The organism is Nocardioides deserti, assembly GCF_014266025.1.
Lineage (GTDB): Bacteria > Actinomycetota > Actinomycetes > Propionibacteriales > Nocardioidaceae > Nocardioides > Nocardioides deserti.
Genome location: NZ_JACMYC010000007.1, coordinates 176,529 through 192,862, shown reverse-complemented (window position 1 = coordinate 192,862; position 16,334 = coordinate 176,529). Strand labels below are relative to the sequence as shown.

10 protein-coding genes are annotated in these 16,334 nt (G+C 68.9%); all 10 read left to right on the top strand.

What is annotated here, in order from left to right; genetic code table 11:
- Positions 1-2: 2 nt before the first annotated feature.
- The 10 genes from H7344_RS13870 to H7344_RS13825 all read left to right on the top strand — a co-directional run bounded on the left by H7344_RS13870 (position 3) and on the right by H7344_RS13825 (position 16,189).
- Positions 3-1,283, top strand: coding sequence for an MCE family protein (locus H7344_RS13870; RefSeq protein WP_186346591.1), 1,281 nt, complete (start codon positions 3-5; stop codon positions 1,281-1,283).
- Entirely contained in the window at positions 1,280-2,314 is a 1,035-nt protein-coding gene (locus H7344_RS13865; protein WP_186346590.1) for an MCE family protein, read from the top strand. Before H7344_RS13870 ends, H7344_RS13865 begins: the two co-directional genes overlap by 4 nt.
- Complete coding sequence (locus tag H7344_RS13860; protein WP_186346589.1) at positions 2,311-3,291, top strand: MCE family protein; 981 nt, start codon at positions 2,311-2,313, stop codon at positions 3,289-3,291. Before H7344_RS13865 ends, H7344_RS13860 begins: the two co-directional genes overlap by 4 nt.
- Positions 3,288-4,424 carry an MCE family protein gene (locus tag H7344_RS13855; protein ID WP_186346588.1) on the top strand — a complete coding sequence of 379 codons (1,137 nt, stop codon included), beginning with the start codon at positions 3,288-3,290 and terminating at the stop codon, positions 4,422-4,424. The genes H7344_RS13860 and H7344_RS13855 overlap by 4 nt, the downstream gene beginning before the upstream one ends.
- Positions 4,421-5,929 (top strand): MCE family protein, encoded by a 1,509-nt coding sequence (locus tag H7344_RS13850; RefSeq protein WP_186346587.1) that lies wholly within the window; start codon positions 4,421-4,423, stop codon positions 5,927-5,929. The genes H7344_RS13855 and H7344_RS13850 overlap by 4 nt, the downstream gene beginning before the upstream one ends.
- Positions 5,926-7,215: an MCE family protein gene (locus H7344_RS13845; RefSeq protein WP_186346586.1), complete on the top strand. Its 1,290-nt coding sequence runs from the start codon at positions 5,926-5,928 to the stop codon at positions 7,213-7,215. Before H7344_RS13850 ends, H7344_RS13845 begins: the two co-directional genes overlap by 4 nt.
- 41 nt (positions 7,216-7,256) lie before the next feature.
- Entirely contained in the window at positions 7,257-7,802 is a 546-nt protein-coding gene (locus H7344_RS13840) for a hypothetical protein (protein ID WP_186346585.1), read from the top strand.
- Positions 7,799-8,563 (top strand): J domain-containing protein, encoded by a 765-nt coding sequence (locus H7344_RS13835; protein ID WP_186346584.1) that lies wholly within the window; start codon positions 7,799-7,801, stop codon positions 8,561-8,563. The genes H7344_RS13840 and H7344_RS13835 overlap by 4 nt, the downstream gene beginning before the upstream one ends.
- A gap of 234 nt (positions 8,564-8,797) precedes the next feature.
- Positions 8,798-12,277: a DNA-directed RNA polymerase subunit beta gene (gene rpoB, locus H7344_RS13830; protein ID WP_186346583.1), complete on the top strand. Its 3,480-nt coding sequence runs from the start codon at positions 8,798-8,800 to the stop codon at positions 12,275-12,277.
- A gap of 84 nt (positions 12,278-12,361) precedes the next feature.
- The gene (locus H7344_RS13825; protein ID WP_186346582.1) at positions 12,362-16,189 is read left to right on the top strand and encodes a DNA-directed RNA polymerase subunit beta'; all 3,828 of its coding nucleotides are present in this window, start codon (positions 12,362-12,364) and stop codon (positions 16,187-16,189) included.
- Positions 16,190-16,334 lie beyond the last annotated feature (145 nt).

The following is a 16,334-nucleotide window of genomic DNA, read 5'->3' as shown; positions in this document are numbered from 1 at the left end:
TCGTGATCCTGCGTCGCACCAAGCTGCTCGGCATCGCCTTCCTGGCGCTGATCGTGCTGTCCGTCTGGCTCGTCTACGGCGTCTTCACCAAGAAGTTCGCCACCTACGACGAGGTGACCCTGCAGACCTCGAGCATCGGCCTGCAGCTCCCGCAGCGCGCGGACGTCAAGATCCGCGGCGTGATCGTCGGCGAGGTCCTCGCCTTCGAGGCCGACTCCGACGGCGCCGAGATCACGCTCGGCCTCCACCAGGGCAAGCGCGACACGATCCCCGCGAACGTGACCGGCTCGATCGTCCCCAAGACCCTCTTCGGCGAGAAGTACGTCTCCCTCGTCGTCCCGGAGGACGCCGACGACGAGCCGATCGAGCCGGGGGCCACGATCGAGCGCACGGAGGTCTCGACCGAGGTCGAGGAGGTCCTCTCGGACCTCTACCCGCTGCTGCGGACGGTGCAGCCGGCCCAGCTCAACCGGACGCTCACCGCGATCGCGACCGCCCTCGAGGGCCGCGGCGAGGCGCTGGGGGAGAACCTCGAGACGCTCGACAGCTACCTCAAGCGGATCAACCCCGAGATCCCGCGCCTGGTCGAGGACCTCCGGCTGACCGCCGAGGTCTCCCAGGTCTACTCCGACGTGCTGCCGGAGGTGGGCTCGATCCTCGAGGACACCGTCCTGACCACCGGCACGCTGGAGGACCGCGAGGACAAGCTGAACGCCCTCTTCGACGACGTCTCGTCGTTCTCCGAGGTCGCCGGGACGTTCCTCGACGACAACGAGCAGAACCTCATCCGCCTCGGGGAGGTGGGCGAGCCGTTCCTGCGCACGCTGTCGAAGTACTCCACGCAGTTCCCGTGCCTGCTGCGCGGCATCGTGAACGCCGGCAAGCTGCAGGCCGAGGCGTTCCGCGGCTTCGAGCTGCACATCGTCATCGAGCTGCTGCCGAACCAGCCGCGCCCGTACACCCCCGCCGACGCCCCGGTCTACGCCGACGACCGCGGACCCAACTGCCTGCACCTGCCCAACCCGCCCTGGAGCCAGGACAACCCCGTGCGCCACCAGCCCGACTTCCGCGACGGCATCGACGAGCCGACCGGCAAGGGGACCTCCCGCGTCGCTCCCGGCTTCCTCGCCGCCGGGCAGGGGTACGCCGGCAGCCCGGCCGAGGCGACCGTGCTGAAGAGCCTGCTGGCACCGGGCCTGGGCACCACGCCCGAGTCGGTCGACGACCTGGGGCCGCTCCTGGTGGCTCCCATGGCCCGCGGGGCGGAGGTGTCGGTGCGATGAGCCTGCTCGACAAGCGCACCGCCGGCGACCTCGTCAAGCTGGTGGTCTTCATGGTGGTCACGGCGCTGGCCACCGGGCTGCTCGTCGTGATCATCGGCAACCTGTCCTTCGGGCCGACCCGGGAGTACAAGGCCGTCTTCGTCGACGCCACCGGCGTGGTGGAGGGCGACGACGTCCGGGTGGCCGGCGTCAAGGTCGGCACCGTCGAGGGCGTGGACATCGTCGACCGGACCCGGGCGCAGGTGACGTTCACCGTCGAGGAGGACGTCGCGCTCAGCGAGGCCACCAACGCCTCGATCCGCTACCGCAACCTCGTCGGCCAGCGCTACATCTCGCTGACCCAGGGCATCGGCGCGACCGACGCGCTGGACGACGGCGCCACGATCCCGGTGGACCGGACCTCGCCGGCGCTGGACCTGACGGTGCTGTTCAACGGCTTCAAGCCGCTGTTCCAGGCGCTGTCGCCCGACGACATCAACAAGCTCTCCTACGAGATCGTCCAGGTCTTCCAGGGCGAGGGCGGCACGCTCGAGGGCCTGCTCGCCAGCACGGCCTCGGTCACCCAGACCCTGGCCGACCGCGACCAGGTCATCGGCGACCTGATCACCAACCTCGACCGCGTCCTGGACCGGCTCGGCGACCGCGACGACCAGCTCTCGGAGCTCATCGTGAACTTCCGCCAGTTCGTCGGCGGCCTCAAGACCGACCGCCAGGCGATCCTCTCCTCGCTCGACCAGATCTCCGAGCTCTCCGACGAGACCGCCGACCTGGTCAAGGGGATCCGCACGCCGTTCATCGAGGACATCAAGCAGCTGCGACGGGTGACCAAGAACATCGACGACAACAAGGCCGAGCTCGACCGGGCGCTGCAGGTGCTGCCCATCAAGCTCGAGAAGATCGGCCGCACCGCGATCTACGGGTCCTTCTTCAACTTCTACCTGTGCCACTTCAAGGGCAACGTGCGCCTGCCGGCGAACATCTCCGTCCCGGTGGCCTACTCCGTCGGCTCGGAGAGGTGTGACCTGGGATGAAACCCTTCCGCGAGCGCAACCCCGTGATCATCGGGCTGGTCAGCATCCTGGTGCTGGTCGCACTGCTGATGGCCGCCTTCCGTGCCCAGGACCTGCCGATCATCGGCGGCGGCGAGACCTACCACGCCCGGTTCGCCGAGGCCGGCGGCCTCAAGGCCGACGACGAGGTCCGCATCGCCGGCGTCCGCGTCGGCAAGGTCGAGAGCGTCACCCTCGAGGACGGCGAGGTCGACGTGGCGTTCAAGATCAAGACCGACTCCGAGTTCGGCGACCTCACCCAGGCCTCGATCCGGGTCAAGACACTGCTCGGCGCGATGTACCTCGCGCTCGAGCCCGCGGGGCAGGGCCAGCTCGAGGCCGGGAGCACGATCCCGCAGGAGCGCACGACCGCGCCGTACGACGTGGTCGAGGCGTTCGAGGGGCTGGCCGAGACCTCCGCCGACATCGACACCGACCAGCTGGCGGCCTCGCTGACCACGCTCGCCGACCTGACCCGCAACACGCCCGAGGAGTTCCGCGAAGCGCTCGACGGCGTCTCGGCGCTCTCGGAGACCATCGCCTCGCGCGACACCGAGCTGAACTCGCTGCTGAAGAACCTGCGCCGGGTCTCCTCGGTGCTCGACGAGCGCGACGGCGACCTCGTCGACCTGATGAACGACGCCGACGTGCTGTTTCGGGCGCTGCTCAAGCGCCGCGACTCGGTGCACCGGCTGCTCGTGGCGACCTCCACGCTGTCGGAGGAGCTGACCGCGCTCGTGAAGGGGACCCGCAAGGACCTCGCTCCCGCGCTGGCGAACCTGGAGAACGTCGTGGGCGTGCTGACCAAGAACGAGGACAACATCGACAACAGCCTGCGGCTGATGGCGCCCTTCTACCGCGTCTTCGCCAACACGCTCGGCAACGGCCCCTGGTTCGACACCTACATCCAGAACCTGCCGCCCGTGCCGGACCTGGCGAACGGAGGTGGGATCGGATGACGCTCCTCAAGCGGGTCCTGGTGCCCCTGCTGCTCGTCGCGCTGGTCGTCGTCTTCGCCCTCACCGTCTTCGGCGGCTCGGGGACCAAGACGCTGGTGGCGCAGTTCCCCCGCGCGGTTTCGCTCTACGAGGGCAGCGACGTGCGGGTGCTCGGCGTGCCGATCGGCCAGGTCGAGAAGGTCGAGCCGGACGGCACGAAGGTCGCGGTCACCATGCGCTACGACGCCGAGGTGAAGCTGCCGACCGACGCCCAGGCCGTCCTGGTCGCCCCGTCGATCGTGGGCGACCGCTACGTCCAGCTGACCCCGGCGTACGAGGGCGGCGACGTCCTCGCCGACGGCACCATCCTCGACGAGGGCCGCACCGAGGTGCCGATCGAGCTCGACGACATCTACTCCAGCATCGACGACCTCACCGTCGCGCTCGGCCCGAACGGGGCGAACAAGGACGGTGCGCTCACCGACCTGCTCGAGGTGACCGCGGAGAACTTCGCCGGCGAGGGCGCGAAGCTGAACCAGACGATCAAGGACTTCGGCCGGTTCTCCGCCACCCTCGACAACAACAAGGAGGAGCTGTTCGGCTCCCTCGCCGAGCTCCAGGGCTTCATCGGGACCCTCGCGGAGAACGACCAGACCGTCCGGGACTTCAACGACTCGCTCGGCTCGGTGTCCTCGCTGCTGGCCGACGAGCGCCAAGAGCTGACCGCCGCGCTGCGCAACCTCTCCGTCGCGCTCGGCCAGGTCGGCGACTTCGTCAAGACCAACCGCGACTCCCTCGGCCGCAACATCACAGGCCTCAACCGGGTCGCCAAGGTGCTGGTCAAGCAGCGCGCGGCGCTCGACGAGACGTTGGCCACCGCGCCGCTGGCACTGAACAACCTGGCCCTGACCTACAACCCGCAGACCGGCACCCTCGACACCAACGCCAACATCGGGAACCTCGAGCAGGAGCTGGTCAGCGATCCGTCCATCGTGCTGTGCAGCATCCTCAACCAGGTCGACGACAGCGAGACGCTGTGCAACCTCGTCGACTCCGTCCTGCCCCGTACCGGTCCGTTCGGGGCCGGCACCGGCTCCTCCTCGGGCAAGCGCTTCGACCTGAGCCTCGGTGGGCTCGTGGAGGTGACCCGATGAGACTGCGTCGTCCAGCCGGCCGCTCCACTGATCGTTCCGCCGGCCTCGGCCGCGTCAGCCGCGCCGCGGCCGCGGTCGCCCTGGGCTCGGTGCTGCTGACCGGCTGCGACTTCGACGTCTACCAGCTGCCGCTCCCGGGCGGGACCAGCACGGGCGACGACCCGATGACGCTGTCGGTGGAGTTCACCGACGTCCTGGACCTGGTGCCGCAGTCGACGGTCAAGGTGAACGACGTCAGCGTCGGCATGGTGACCGACGTGGAGCTGGAGGGGGAGACCGCCGTGGTCACCCTCGAGGTCCGCGGCGACACCGAGCTGCCGGCCGACGCCGTGGCCGAGATCCGCCAGACCAGCCTCCTGGGCGAGAAGTTCGTGTCCCTCGAGGCGCCCGAGGAGAGCCGCACCACCGAGGTGCTCACCGACGGGGACGAGATCCCGTTGGAGCGGACCGGCCGCAACCCGGAGGTCGAGGAGGTGCTCGGCGCGCTGAGCCTGGTGCTCAACGGCGGCGGTGTGGCGCAGCTCAAGACCATCGCGAGCGAGCTCAACCTCGCGCTGGAGGGGCGCGAGGACTCTGCCCGCTCGGTGCTGACCCAAGCCCGTCGGCTGGTGTCTTCCCTCGACGAGAACAAGGCCGACATCGTCGCAGCGATCGAGTCGGTGAACCAGCTCGCGATCGACGTCGACGAGCAGCAGGACACCATCGACCTGGCGCTCGACGAGCTGCCCAGCGCGATCGACTCGCTCGACCAGCAGCGCGGCGACCTCGTCAAGATGCTGCGCGCGCTCGACGACCTCGGCGAGGTCGGTGTGCGGGTCATCAACGCCTCGAAGGACGCAACCATCGAGTCGGTGCGCCAGCTCCAGCCGGTGCTCACCCAGCTCGCGAACTCCGGCGACGCGCTGGTGGACTCCTTCAACGTCTTCCTGACCTACCCGTTCGTCGACGAGGTCGTCGGCCGCGACCCGCAGGTCGCACGCAACCTGCACATGGGCGACTACACCAACCTCTCGGTGCAGCTGGACCTCGACCTGCGGGGAGGCACGACCGGCATCCCGACCTCGCTGCCCACACTGCTGCCGACCGAGCTCGATCCGACCGCCGTGGTCGGCAACGTGCTCAAGTGCCTCCAGTCGCTCAGCCTCACCAGCAAGGCCTGCCAGAAGGTCCTCGGCAACGTCCAGCTGCTGCTCGAGCTGCGCGAGGAGTGCGCCAAGCCCAAGAACAGGAACGTCACGGTCTGCACCGCGCTCAACCAGCTGCCGGGACTGCCGCCCCCTCTCGGCGGCGACACCGACGGCAACGGCGACGGTGGCGGCCTCGGGGTGCTCGGGGACCTCCTCGGGCTGCCCCGCGCAGCCTTCGGACCGACCGCCGGGGGTGGGTCCGCCGGTGCCGCGCAGCCGGGCCGTGGCCCGACGATGGGGCAGCTGATGGACGTCTACGACCCGGCGCTGGTCACCCTGCTCGTGCCGTCGCTCGTCCAGAGGGAGGAGGCGCGGTGATCACGCGTCGTACCAAGATCCAGCTGCTGGTCTTCGTCGTCATCACTCTGGTCGGCGTCAGCTTCGTCGGCGCTCGCTACGCCCGCCTCGACCGGCTCGTCGTCGACGACGCCTACACGGTGGTGGCGCACTTCGAGGAGTCCGGTGGCATCTTTGCCGGCGGCGAGGTGACCTACCGCGGCGTCGGGGTCGGCCGCGTCGACAAGCTGGTGCTCACCGGCTCCGGGGTCGACGTCCACCTCGAGATCGACAACGAGCACGACGACATCCCGGCCGACACCGTCGCCCTGGTCGGCAACCGCTCGGCGGTCGGCGAGCAGTACGTCGAGCTCCAGCCCAAGGTCGACGACGGCCCGGCCCTCGAGGACGGCTCCGAGATCGACCGCGAGGACACCCGCACCCCGATCCGCACCGAGAAGCTGCTGGCCGACATCTCCGACACGGCCTCCTCGGTCGACCAGGAGGCGCTGCGGACGACCATCAACGAGCTCGGCACGGCCTTCGACGGCACCGGCGAGGACCTGCAGAAGATCATCGACACCGGCAACTCCTTCATCGCCGAGGCCGACGCGAACTTCGACCTGACGACCGCGCTCATCCGCGACAGCAACACCGTGCTCAACACCCAGCTCGACACCCAGAGCGCCCTGCGGACCTTCGCCTCGCAGCTCTCGCTGTTCAGCGGCTCGCTCGCCGGGGCGGACAAGGACCTGCGCCGCCTCATCGACGTCGGCTCGGGGACGGCCACCCAGCTGCGCACCTTCCTGGAGCAGAACCAGGTCGAGCTCGGCGACCTGCTCAACAACCTGGTCACCACCGGCGAGATCACCGTCCGCCACCTCGACGGCATCAAGCAGCTGCTCGTGATTTATCCCTACGTGGTCGAGGGCGGCTTCACCGTCGTCTCCAAGACCCCGGAGACGGGCCTCTACGACGCTCACTTCGGCGTCGTCATCACGGACAAGAAGGTCTGCAAGGGCGGCTACGAGACGAGCACCAAGCGGACCCCGCAGGACCGCGACGACATCCCGATGAACGAGGAAGCGCGGTGCACCGAGCCGGCCGCCCTCAGCAACGCCCGCGGCGCGCAGAACCTCCGGAAGTCCGCCGCCGCCAGCTACCGCGCGCCGGTGGTGGCCTCCTACGACCAGGAGACCGGCGAGGTCACCTGGGGTGACCGGGCGGCCTCCGCCCCGCGGACGGCCAGTACCGTGGCGCCGTCGACGCTGGGGAAGGACTCGTGGAAGTGGCTGTACCTCGCACCGCTGATGGCGCCCGGGGAGTGACGGGCGACCGCACGCCTGCCGCCCCGAGCCGCTTCCGGTCCGTGCTGCTGGCCGTCCTGGCCGGCGTGCTCGCCCTCGGCCTGGTGACCTCCCTGGTCCTCGGTGTCGTGCGGTGGTCCGGCGTCCTGGGCGACGCCGACGAGGTCCAGGCCGACCGCGAGGCCGTCATGGCGCAGGCGCGCCAGTTCATGCTGCGGCTCAACACCTACGGCCCCGACCAGCTCGAGGGCGAGCAGATGCCGGAGTACCGCGAGCTGGTCGGCGAGGTGATGACCCCGAAGTTCCGCACCTCCTTCGAGCAGGGCGTCGTCGCCGCCGAGCAGACCGTCGTCGAGGCGCGCGTCGGCCGCACGGCCGAGGTCTTCGCCGCCGGCGTCTCCGACCTGGCCGGGGACAAGGCGACCGCGCTGGTCGCCGGCTCCTTCACCAGCAGCTACCCGCGCCGCGGCGCGAAGCCCGACGGGCCGCGCGTCGAGGACGAGCCGGTGTCCTTCCGGGTCCGGGTCGAGCTGGTGCGCAGCGAGGGCGAGTGGCTGGTCGACGACTTCGACCCGGTCGTCGCCGAGGAGGAGGCGACCACCCCGTGACCCCCAGCTGGTACGACGTCCTCGGTGTCGAGCCGACCGCGTCCGACGCCGAGATCCGCGCCGCGTGGAAGACCGCGATCGCCGACCTCGACCCCACCGACCGTCGCTTCCGCTCGGCCAACCAGGCCGCCGAGGTGCTGCTCGACCCGGCCGGTCGCGCGGCCCACGACGCCGAGCTCGCGGCCGCCGTACCGCCCGAGCAAGCGCCTGAGCCCGAGCCGGCGGAGCCCGGGATCGATGTGGAATCGGCTCCGGCGACCGGTCGCTCCGTCCCGAGCTGGCTGCTCGCGGTGGTCGCCCTCCTGGCCGCCGGCTCGGTGGCGCTCGCGGTGTGGCTCGCCTCCGACCTCGGCACCAGCGAGGACGCCGTCGAGGACGCCGCGCGCACCGCGCAGGCGCGGGCGGAGCAGGCGATCGTGCCGGTGCTGTCGTTCTCCCACGAACGGCTCGAGGAGGACCGCGCCGCCGCGCGCTCCTACCTCACCCCGTCCTACCGCGAGGAGTACGACCGGCTCTTCGACGTCATCAGCGACAACGCGCCGAGCACCGAGACGGCCGTGACCGGCCAGGTGCTGGACTCCGCGCTGGTGCGCACCGACGACGACGGCACCCGCGTCGACGTCCTCGTCTTCCTCGACCGGACCACCGAGCGCAAGGACTACGAGGAGCCGCAGACGAGCTACGACCAGGTCACCGTGACCATGGTCGAGCGCGACGGCGACTGGCTCGTCGACGGCCTGGACACCACCCCGCTCGACTGACCCGCCGGCGGCCGGGCGACGTGCCCGGGAGCGGGGTGCTTGACCCGCGGCCGGGCAGCGCGCATCATCGTCGCGAACGATCGTCCGTGAGGCGCCTGCCGACATTGTCGCGCGCCCCGGATTGGTGTATCGTGGCGCTTTGCGCCTGCCCTCAGATGCATTTCGGCCTGCCCGGTGGCTGATCTAGTGGGGGGCTCGGGCGCCACTCTGGCAGCGATCCTCGAAGGACACCTCTTGGCCGCGCGCACCACCTCTGGCAACCCCCGCCGCATCTCGTTCAACAAGATCCAGGACCCGATCGAGGTCCCGCAGCTCCTCTCCCTCCAGACCGACAGCTTCGACTGGCTGATCGGCAACGACAAGTGGAACGCCACCGTCGAGCGGCGGCGTGCCGAGGGCGAGGACGTCTCGAGCAAGTCCGGTCTGCAGGAGATCTTCGAGGAGATCTCTCCGATCGAGGACTTCTCCGAGACGATGTCGCTCTCGTTCGAGAACCCTGTGTTCTACGACCCGAAGTACACGGTCGACGAGTGCAAGGAGAAGGACTTCACCTACTCCGCCCCGCTCTACGTCTCCGCCGAGTTCACCAACAACGACACCGGTGAGATCAAGGGCCAGACGGTCTTCATGGGCGACTTCCCGCTCATGACCGACAAGGGCACGTTCATCATTAACGGCACCGAGCGTGTCGTCGTCAGCCAGCTCGTCCGCTCGCCGGGCGTCTACTTCGAGCGCTCGGCCGACAAGACGTCCGACAAGGACATCTACACCGCCAAGCTGATCCCGAGCCGCGGCGCGTGGCTGGAGTTCGAGATCGACAAGCGCGACCTGGTCGGAGTCCGCCTCGACCGCAAGCGCAAGCAGAACGTCACCGTGCTGCTCAAGGCGCTCGGCATGACCACCGAGCAGATCCTCGAGGAGTTCCGTCGTCCCGACGGCACCGTCTACGAGTCGATCGAGCTGACCCTGGAGAAGGACAACACCCAGGCGCAGGACGACGCGCTGCTCGACATCTACCGCAAGCTCCGCCCGGGCGAGCCGCCGACGCGCGAGGCCGCGCAGACGCTGCTGAACAACTACTACTTCAACCCCAAGCGCTACGACCTCGCCAAGGTCGGTCGCTACAAGATCAACAAGAAGCTCGGTCTGACCGAGGCCTTCGACCAGCAGACGCTGACCATCGAGGACATCGTCGCGGCGATCAAGTACATCGTCGCCCTGCACGACGGCCAGGAGCAGGTCGAGGCGCCCCAGGGTGCCCTCGACATCAGCGCCGACGACATCGACCACTTCGGCAACCGCCGGATGCGCACGGTCGGCGAGCTCATCCAGAACCAGCTCCGCACGGGCCTGGCCCGCATGGAGCGTGTGGTCCGCGAGCGGATGACGACCCAGGACGTCGAGGCCATCACGCCGCAGTCCCTGATCAACATCCGTCCCGTGGTCGCGGCGCTGAAGGAGTTCTTCGGCACCTCGCAGCTCTCGCAGTTCATGGACCAGACCAACCCGATCGCCGGCCTGACGCACAAGCGTCGCCTCTCGGCGCTCGGCCCCGGTGGTCTGTCCCGTGACCGCGCCGGCATGGAGGTCCGCGACGTCCACCCGTCGCACTACGGCCGCATGTGCCCGATCGAGACGCCGGAAGGCCCGAACATCGGCCTGATCGGCTCGCTCGCGTCGTACGGGCGGATCAACCCGTTCGGCTTCGTCGAGACGCCGTACCGCAAGGTCGAGGACGGTCGGGTCACCGACCACATCGACTACCTGACCGCGGACGACGAGGACCGGTACGTCATCGCCCAGGCCAACGCGGCCATGGACGACGACGGTCGGTTCGTCGAGGAGCGCGTGCTGGTCCGCCAGCGCGACGGTGAGGTCTCCGAGATCCTCGCCGCCGAGGTCGACTACATGGACGTCTCGCCGCGCCAGATGGTGTCGGTCGCGACCGCCCTGATCCCGTTCCTCGAGCACGACGACGCCAACCGCGCGCTCATGGGCGCCAACATGCAGCGCCAGGCCGTCCCGCTCATCACGAGCGACAGCCCGCTGGTCGGCACCGGCATCGAGTACCGCGCCGCCGTCGACGCCGGTGACGTGGTCACGGCCGACAAGGCCGGTGTGGTCAAGCAGGTCTCCGCCGACATCGTCGAGACGATGAACGACGACGGGACCTACTCGACGTACCGCCTGGCGAAGTTCCGCCGCTCCAACCAGGGCACCTGCATCAACCAGCGCCCGCTGGTGAGCGAGGGCGACCGGCTCGAGGCCGGCAGCCCGATCGCGGACGGCCCGTGCACCGACGACGCCGAGATGGCGCTGGGCACCAACCTGCTCGTGGCGTTCATGCCGTGGCAGGGCCACAACTACGAGGACGCGATCATCCTCAGCCAGCGCCTGGTGCAGGAGGACGTCCTCACCTCGATCCACATCGAGGAGCACGAGGTCGACGCCCGCGACACCAAGCTCGGCCCCGAGGAGATCACCCGGGACATCCCGAACGTCTCCGAGGAGATGCTGGCCGACCTCGACGAGCGCGGGATCATCCGCATCGGCGCCGAGGTCACCACCGGTGACATCCTCGTCGGCAAGGTCACGCCCAAGGGCGAGACCGAGCTGACCCCCGAGGAGCGCCTGCTCCGCGCGATCTTCGGCGAGAAGGCGCGCGAGGTGCGCGACACCTCGATGAAGGTTCCCCACGGCGAGTCCGGCACCGTCATCGGCGTCCGGGTCTTCGACCGCGAGGAGGGCGACGAGCTGCCGCCGGGCGTGAACCAGCTGGTCCGCGTCTACGTCGCGCAGAAGCGCAAGATCTCCGTCGGTGACAAGCTCGCCGGCCGCCACGGCAACAAGGGCGTCATCGCGAAGATCCTGCCGATCGAGGACATGCCGTTCATGGAGGACGGCACCCCGGTCGACGTCGTGCTGAACCCGCTGGGTGTCCCGCGACGGATGAACATCGGCCAGATCCTCGAGCTCCACCTCGGCTGGCTCGCCAAGCAGGGTTGGGACCTCAACCTGTCGGGCGACCCGGACAGCTCGGAGTGGAAGCAGCGCCTGATCAAGATCGGCGTGGACAAGGCCGACCCGAACACCAAGGTCGCGACCCCGGTGTTCGACGGTGCCCGCGAGGACGAGATCACCGGCCTGCTCGGCTCGACGATCCCCAACCGCGACGGCGTGCGGATGATCGACGAGTCCGGCAAGGCCAACCTGTTCGACGGCCGCTCCGGCGAGCCGTTCCCGGACCCGGTCTCGGTCGGCTACATGTACATCCTCAAGCTGCACCACCTCGTGGACGACAAGATCCACGCGCGCAGCACCGGCCCCTACTCGATGATCACGCAGCAGCCCCTGGGCGGTAAGGCCCAGTTCGGTGGCCAGCGGTTCGGCGAGATGGAGGTCTGGGCGATGGAGGCGTACGGCGCCGCCTACGCCCTGCAGGAGCTGCTCACGATCAAGTCCGACGACGTGCCCGGTCGCGTCAAGGTCTACGAGGCGATCGTCAAGGGCGAGAACATCCCCGACTCGGGCATCCCGGAGTCGTTCAAGGTGCTCGTCAAGGAGATGCAGTCGCTCTGCCTGAACGTCGAGGTGCTCAGCCAGGACGGCTCGCAGATCGAGCTCCGTGACGCGGAGGAGGACGTCTTCCGCGCCGCCGAGGAGCTCGGCATCGACCTGTCGCGTCGCGAGCCCAGCTCGGTCGAAGAAGTCTGAGGTGCGCGGCCGGCGCGCGCGAGCGCGCCGGCCGCCCTCGGTCCACAGCTTGCTTTCCAGAACTAACGAAGGACAACAGCCATCGTGCTCGATGTGAACTTCTTCGACCAGCTCCAGATCGGCCTGGCCACCGCGGACGACATCCGCACGTGGAGCCACGGCGAGGTCAAGAAGCCGGAGACCATCAACTACCGCACGCTCAAGCCCGAGCGTGACGGCCTCTTCTGCGAGAAGATCTTCGGTCCCACCCGGGACTGGGAGTGCTACTGCGGCAAGTACAAGCGCGTGCGCTTCAAGGGCATCATCTGCGAGCGCTGCGGCGTCGAGGTGACCCGCTCCAAGGTGCGTCGCGAGCGCATGGGCCACATCGAGCTCGCCGCACCCGTGACCCACATCTGGTACTTCAAGGGTGTGCCCAGCCGGCTCGGCTACCTGCTCGACCTGGCGCCGAAGGACCTCGAGAAGGTCATCTACTTCGCGGCGTACATGATCACCTCCGTCGACGAGGACGCGCGTCACCGCGACCTGGCCTCGCTCGAGGGCAAGGTGCAGCTCGAGCGCGAGCGCCTCGAGAAGCGGCGCGACACCTCCATCGAGGACCGCGCCAAGAAGCTCGAGGAGGACCTCGCGGCCCTCGAGGCCGAGGGTGCCAAGGCCGACCAGCGCCGCAAGGTCAAGGACGGCGCCGAGCGCGAGATGAAGCAGCTGCGCGACCGTGCGCAGCGCGAGATCGACCGCCTCGACGAGGTGTGGAGCACCTTCAAGTCGCTCAAGGTCCAGGACCTCATGGGCGACGAGATGCTCTACCGCGAGATGAAGAACTGGTTCGGCAAGTACTTCGAGGGCCACATGGGCGCCACGGCGATCCAGAAGCGCCTCGAGTCCTTCGACATCGCCGCGGAGGTGGAGTCGCTGCGCGACACCATCGCCAACGGCAAGGGCCAGAAGAAGGTCCGTGCGCTCAAGCGGCTCAAGGTCGTCGACGCGTTCCGCAAGACCGGCAACAAGCCGCAGGGCATGGTGCTCGACGCCGTCCCGGTCATCCCGCCGGACCTGCGGCCGATGGTGCAGCTCGACGGTGGCCGCTTCGCGACCTCCGACCTCAACGACCTGTACCGCCGCGTCATCAACCGGAACAACCGCCTCAAGCGGCTGCTCGACCTCGGCGCGCCCGAGATCATCGTCAACAACGAGAAGCGGATGCTCCAGGAGGCCGTCGACTCGCTGTTCGACAACGGCCGTCGTGGTCGCCCCGTCACCGGCCCGGGCAACCGGCCGCTGAAGTCGCTCTCGGACATGCTCAAGGGCAAGCAGGGCCGCTTCCGCCAGAACCTGCTCGGCAAGCGCGTGGACTACTCGGGCCGTTCGGTCATCGTGTCGGGTCCGCAGCTGAAGCTGCACCAGTGCGGTCTGCCCAAGCAGATGGCGCTGGAGCTGTTCAAGCCGTTCGTCATGAAGCGGCTCGTCGACCTCTCGCACGCGCAGAACATCAAGTCCGCCAAGCGGATGGTCGAGCGCGCGCGTCCGGTCGTGTGGGACGTCCTGGAAGAGGTCATCACCGAGCACCCGGTGCTGCTCAACCGTGCGCCCACGCTGCACCGCCTCGGCATCCAGGCCTTCGAGCCGCAGCTGATCGAGGGCAAGGCCATCCAGATCCACCCGCTCGTCTGCTCGGCGTTCAACGCCGACTTCGACGGCGACCAGATGGCCGTCCACCTGCCGCTCTCCGCGGAGGCGCAGGCCGAGGCCCGGATCCTGATGCTGTCGACGAACAACATCCTCAAGCCGTCGGACGGTCGCCCCGTGACCATGCCGACGCAGGACATGATCATCGGCCTGTTCTTCCTCACCACCGACCGTGAGGGCGAGCCGGGCGAGGGCCGTGCCTTCTCGTCCCCGGCCGAGGCGATCATGGCCTTCGACCGCGGCGAGATCTCGGTGCAGTCCAAGATCAAGGTCCGCGTGGACGACGAGGGCACCCTCGACACCACGCTCGGCCGCGTGCTGTTCAACGACACCCTGCCGATCGACTACCCCTTCGTGAACTACGAGGTGGGCAAGAAGCAGCTCGGCGCGATCGTCAACGACCTGGCCGAGCGCTACACCAAGGTCGAGGTCGCCGCGTCGCTGGACGCCCTGAAGGACACCGGCTTCCGCTGGGCCACCTTCTCCGGCGTCACCGTCTCGATCGAGGACGTCGTCACCCCCGCCGACAAGAAGGAGATCCTCTCCTCCTACGAGGCGCAGGCGGCGAAGGTCCAGAAGCAGTTCGAGCGCGGTCTGGTCACCGACGAGGAGCGCCGCCAGGAGCTCATCGAGATCTGGACCGAGGCCTCCAACGAGGTCGGCAAGGCGATGGAGAAGAACTTCGACCGCGCCAACCCGATCTACATGATGGTCGACTCGGGTGCCTCCGGAAACATGAACCAGATCCGGCAGGTGGCCGCCATGCGTGGTCTGGTGGCCAACCCGAAGGGCGAGATCATCCCGCGCCCGATCAAGTCGAACTTCCGCGAGGGCCTGACGGTCCTGGAGTACTTCATCGCGACGCACGGTGCCCGCAAGGGTCTGGCGGACACCGCGCTGCGGACCGCCGACTCGGGCTACCTGACCCGTCGTCTGGTGGACGTCTCCCAGGACGTCATCATCCGCGAGGACGACTGCGGCACCGAGCGCGGTCTGCCCAAGCGGATCGGCGAGCGTCGTGAGGACGGCAGCGTGGTCAAGGCGGAGAACGCCGAGACCGCGGCGTACGCCCGCTCGGCCGCCGTCGAGGTCACCCACCCCGAGACCGGCGACGTGCTGGTCGAGGCCGGTGGCGACCTCGGTGACGTCAAGATCGCCGAGCTGATCGCGGCCGGGATCGAGGAGGTCAAGGTCCGCTCCGTGCTGACCTGCGACGCCCGCACCGGCACCTGTGCCAAGTGCTACGGCCGCTCGCTGGCCACCGGCAAGCTCGTCGACATCGGCGAGGCGGTCGGCATCATCGCCGCCCAGTCGATCGGTGAGCCCGGCACGCAGCTGACCATGCGTACCTTCCACACCGGTGGTGTGGCCTCCGCGGACGACATCACGCAGGGTCTGCCCCGCGTGGTCGAGCTCTTCGAGGCCCGCTCGCCCAAGGGTCGTACGCCGATCGCCGAGGCCGCCGGTCGCGTCGAGATCGAGGAGACCGACAAGGCCCGCAAGGTCCTGGTCACCCCGGACGACGGCTCGGAGGTCCAGGAGTACGCCGTGTCGAAGCGCTCGCGCCTCAACGTGGCGGACGGCGACCACATCGAGGTCGGCCACCACCTCACCTCCGGCACGCCGGACCCGCAGGACGTCCTGCGGATCCTGGGTGTCCGCAAGGCGCAGGAGCACCTGGTGGACGAGGTGCAGAACGTGTACCGCTCGCAGGGCGTGGCGATCCACGACAAGCACATCGAGATCATCGTCCGGCAGATGCTGCGCCGGGTGACGGTCATCGAGTCCGGCGACACGAACCTGCTGCCGTCCGACCTCGTCGACCGCGTGATCTTCGAGGAGGAGAACCGGCGCGTGGTCTCGGAGGGCGGCAAGCCGGCCTCGGGTCGTCCGGTGCTCATGGGCATCACCAAGGCCTCGCTGGCGACCGAGTCGTGGCTCTCGGCGGCCTCCTTCCAGGAGACCACCCGCGTCCTCACCGACGCAGCGATCCACGGCCGCTCGGACTCGCTGCGCGGTCTGAAGGAGAACGTGATCATCGGCAAGCTGATCCCGGCTGGTACCGGCCTCGAGCGGTACCGCAACATCCGGGTGGAGCCCACCGAGGAGGCCCGCGCCGCGGCGTACTCCGTCACCGGTTACGACTCCTACGACTACGAGTTCGGTGCCAACGGCGGCCAGGCCGTCGCCCTGGACGACTTCGACTTCGGGTCGTACCAGAGCTGATGGCCCCTGGCCCGAGCTCGCTCGGGCCAGGACCCAGGCCTGAAGGTTGAGCAAGGCAACGCCCGCCCACGCTTGCGTGGGCGGGCGTTGTCGTGTCGGGACCCGGTCGTTCGCGGGAGCTCCCTTGCGCGCGGCGGGCTGGAAT

Coding starts and splice junctions, on each gene's coding strand:
- H7344_RS13860 (WP_186346589.1), top strand. CDS start 2,311: ATGAAACCCTTCCGCGAGCGCAACCCCGTGATCATCGGGCTGGTCAGC.
- H7344_RS13850 (WP_186346587.1), top strand. CDS start 4,421: ATGAGACTGCGTCGTCCAGCCGGCCGCTCCACTGATCGTTCCGCCGGC.
- H7344_RS13855 (WP_186346588.1), top strand. CDS start 3,288: ATGACGCTCCTCAAGCGGGTCCTGGTGCCCCTGCTGCTCGTCGCGCTG.
- H7344_RS13865 (WP_186346590.1), top strand. CDS start 1,280: ATGAGCCTGCTCGACAAGCGCACCGCCGGCGACCTCGTCAAGCTGGTG.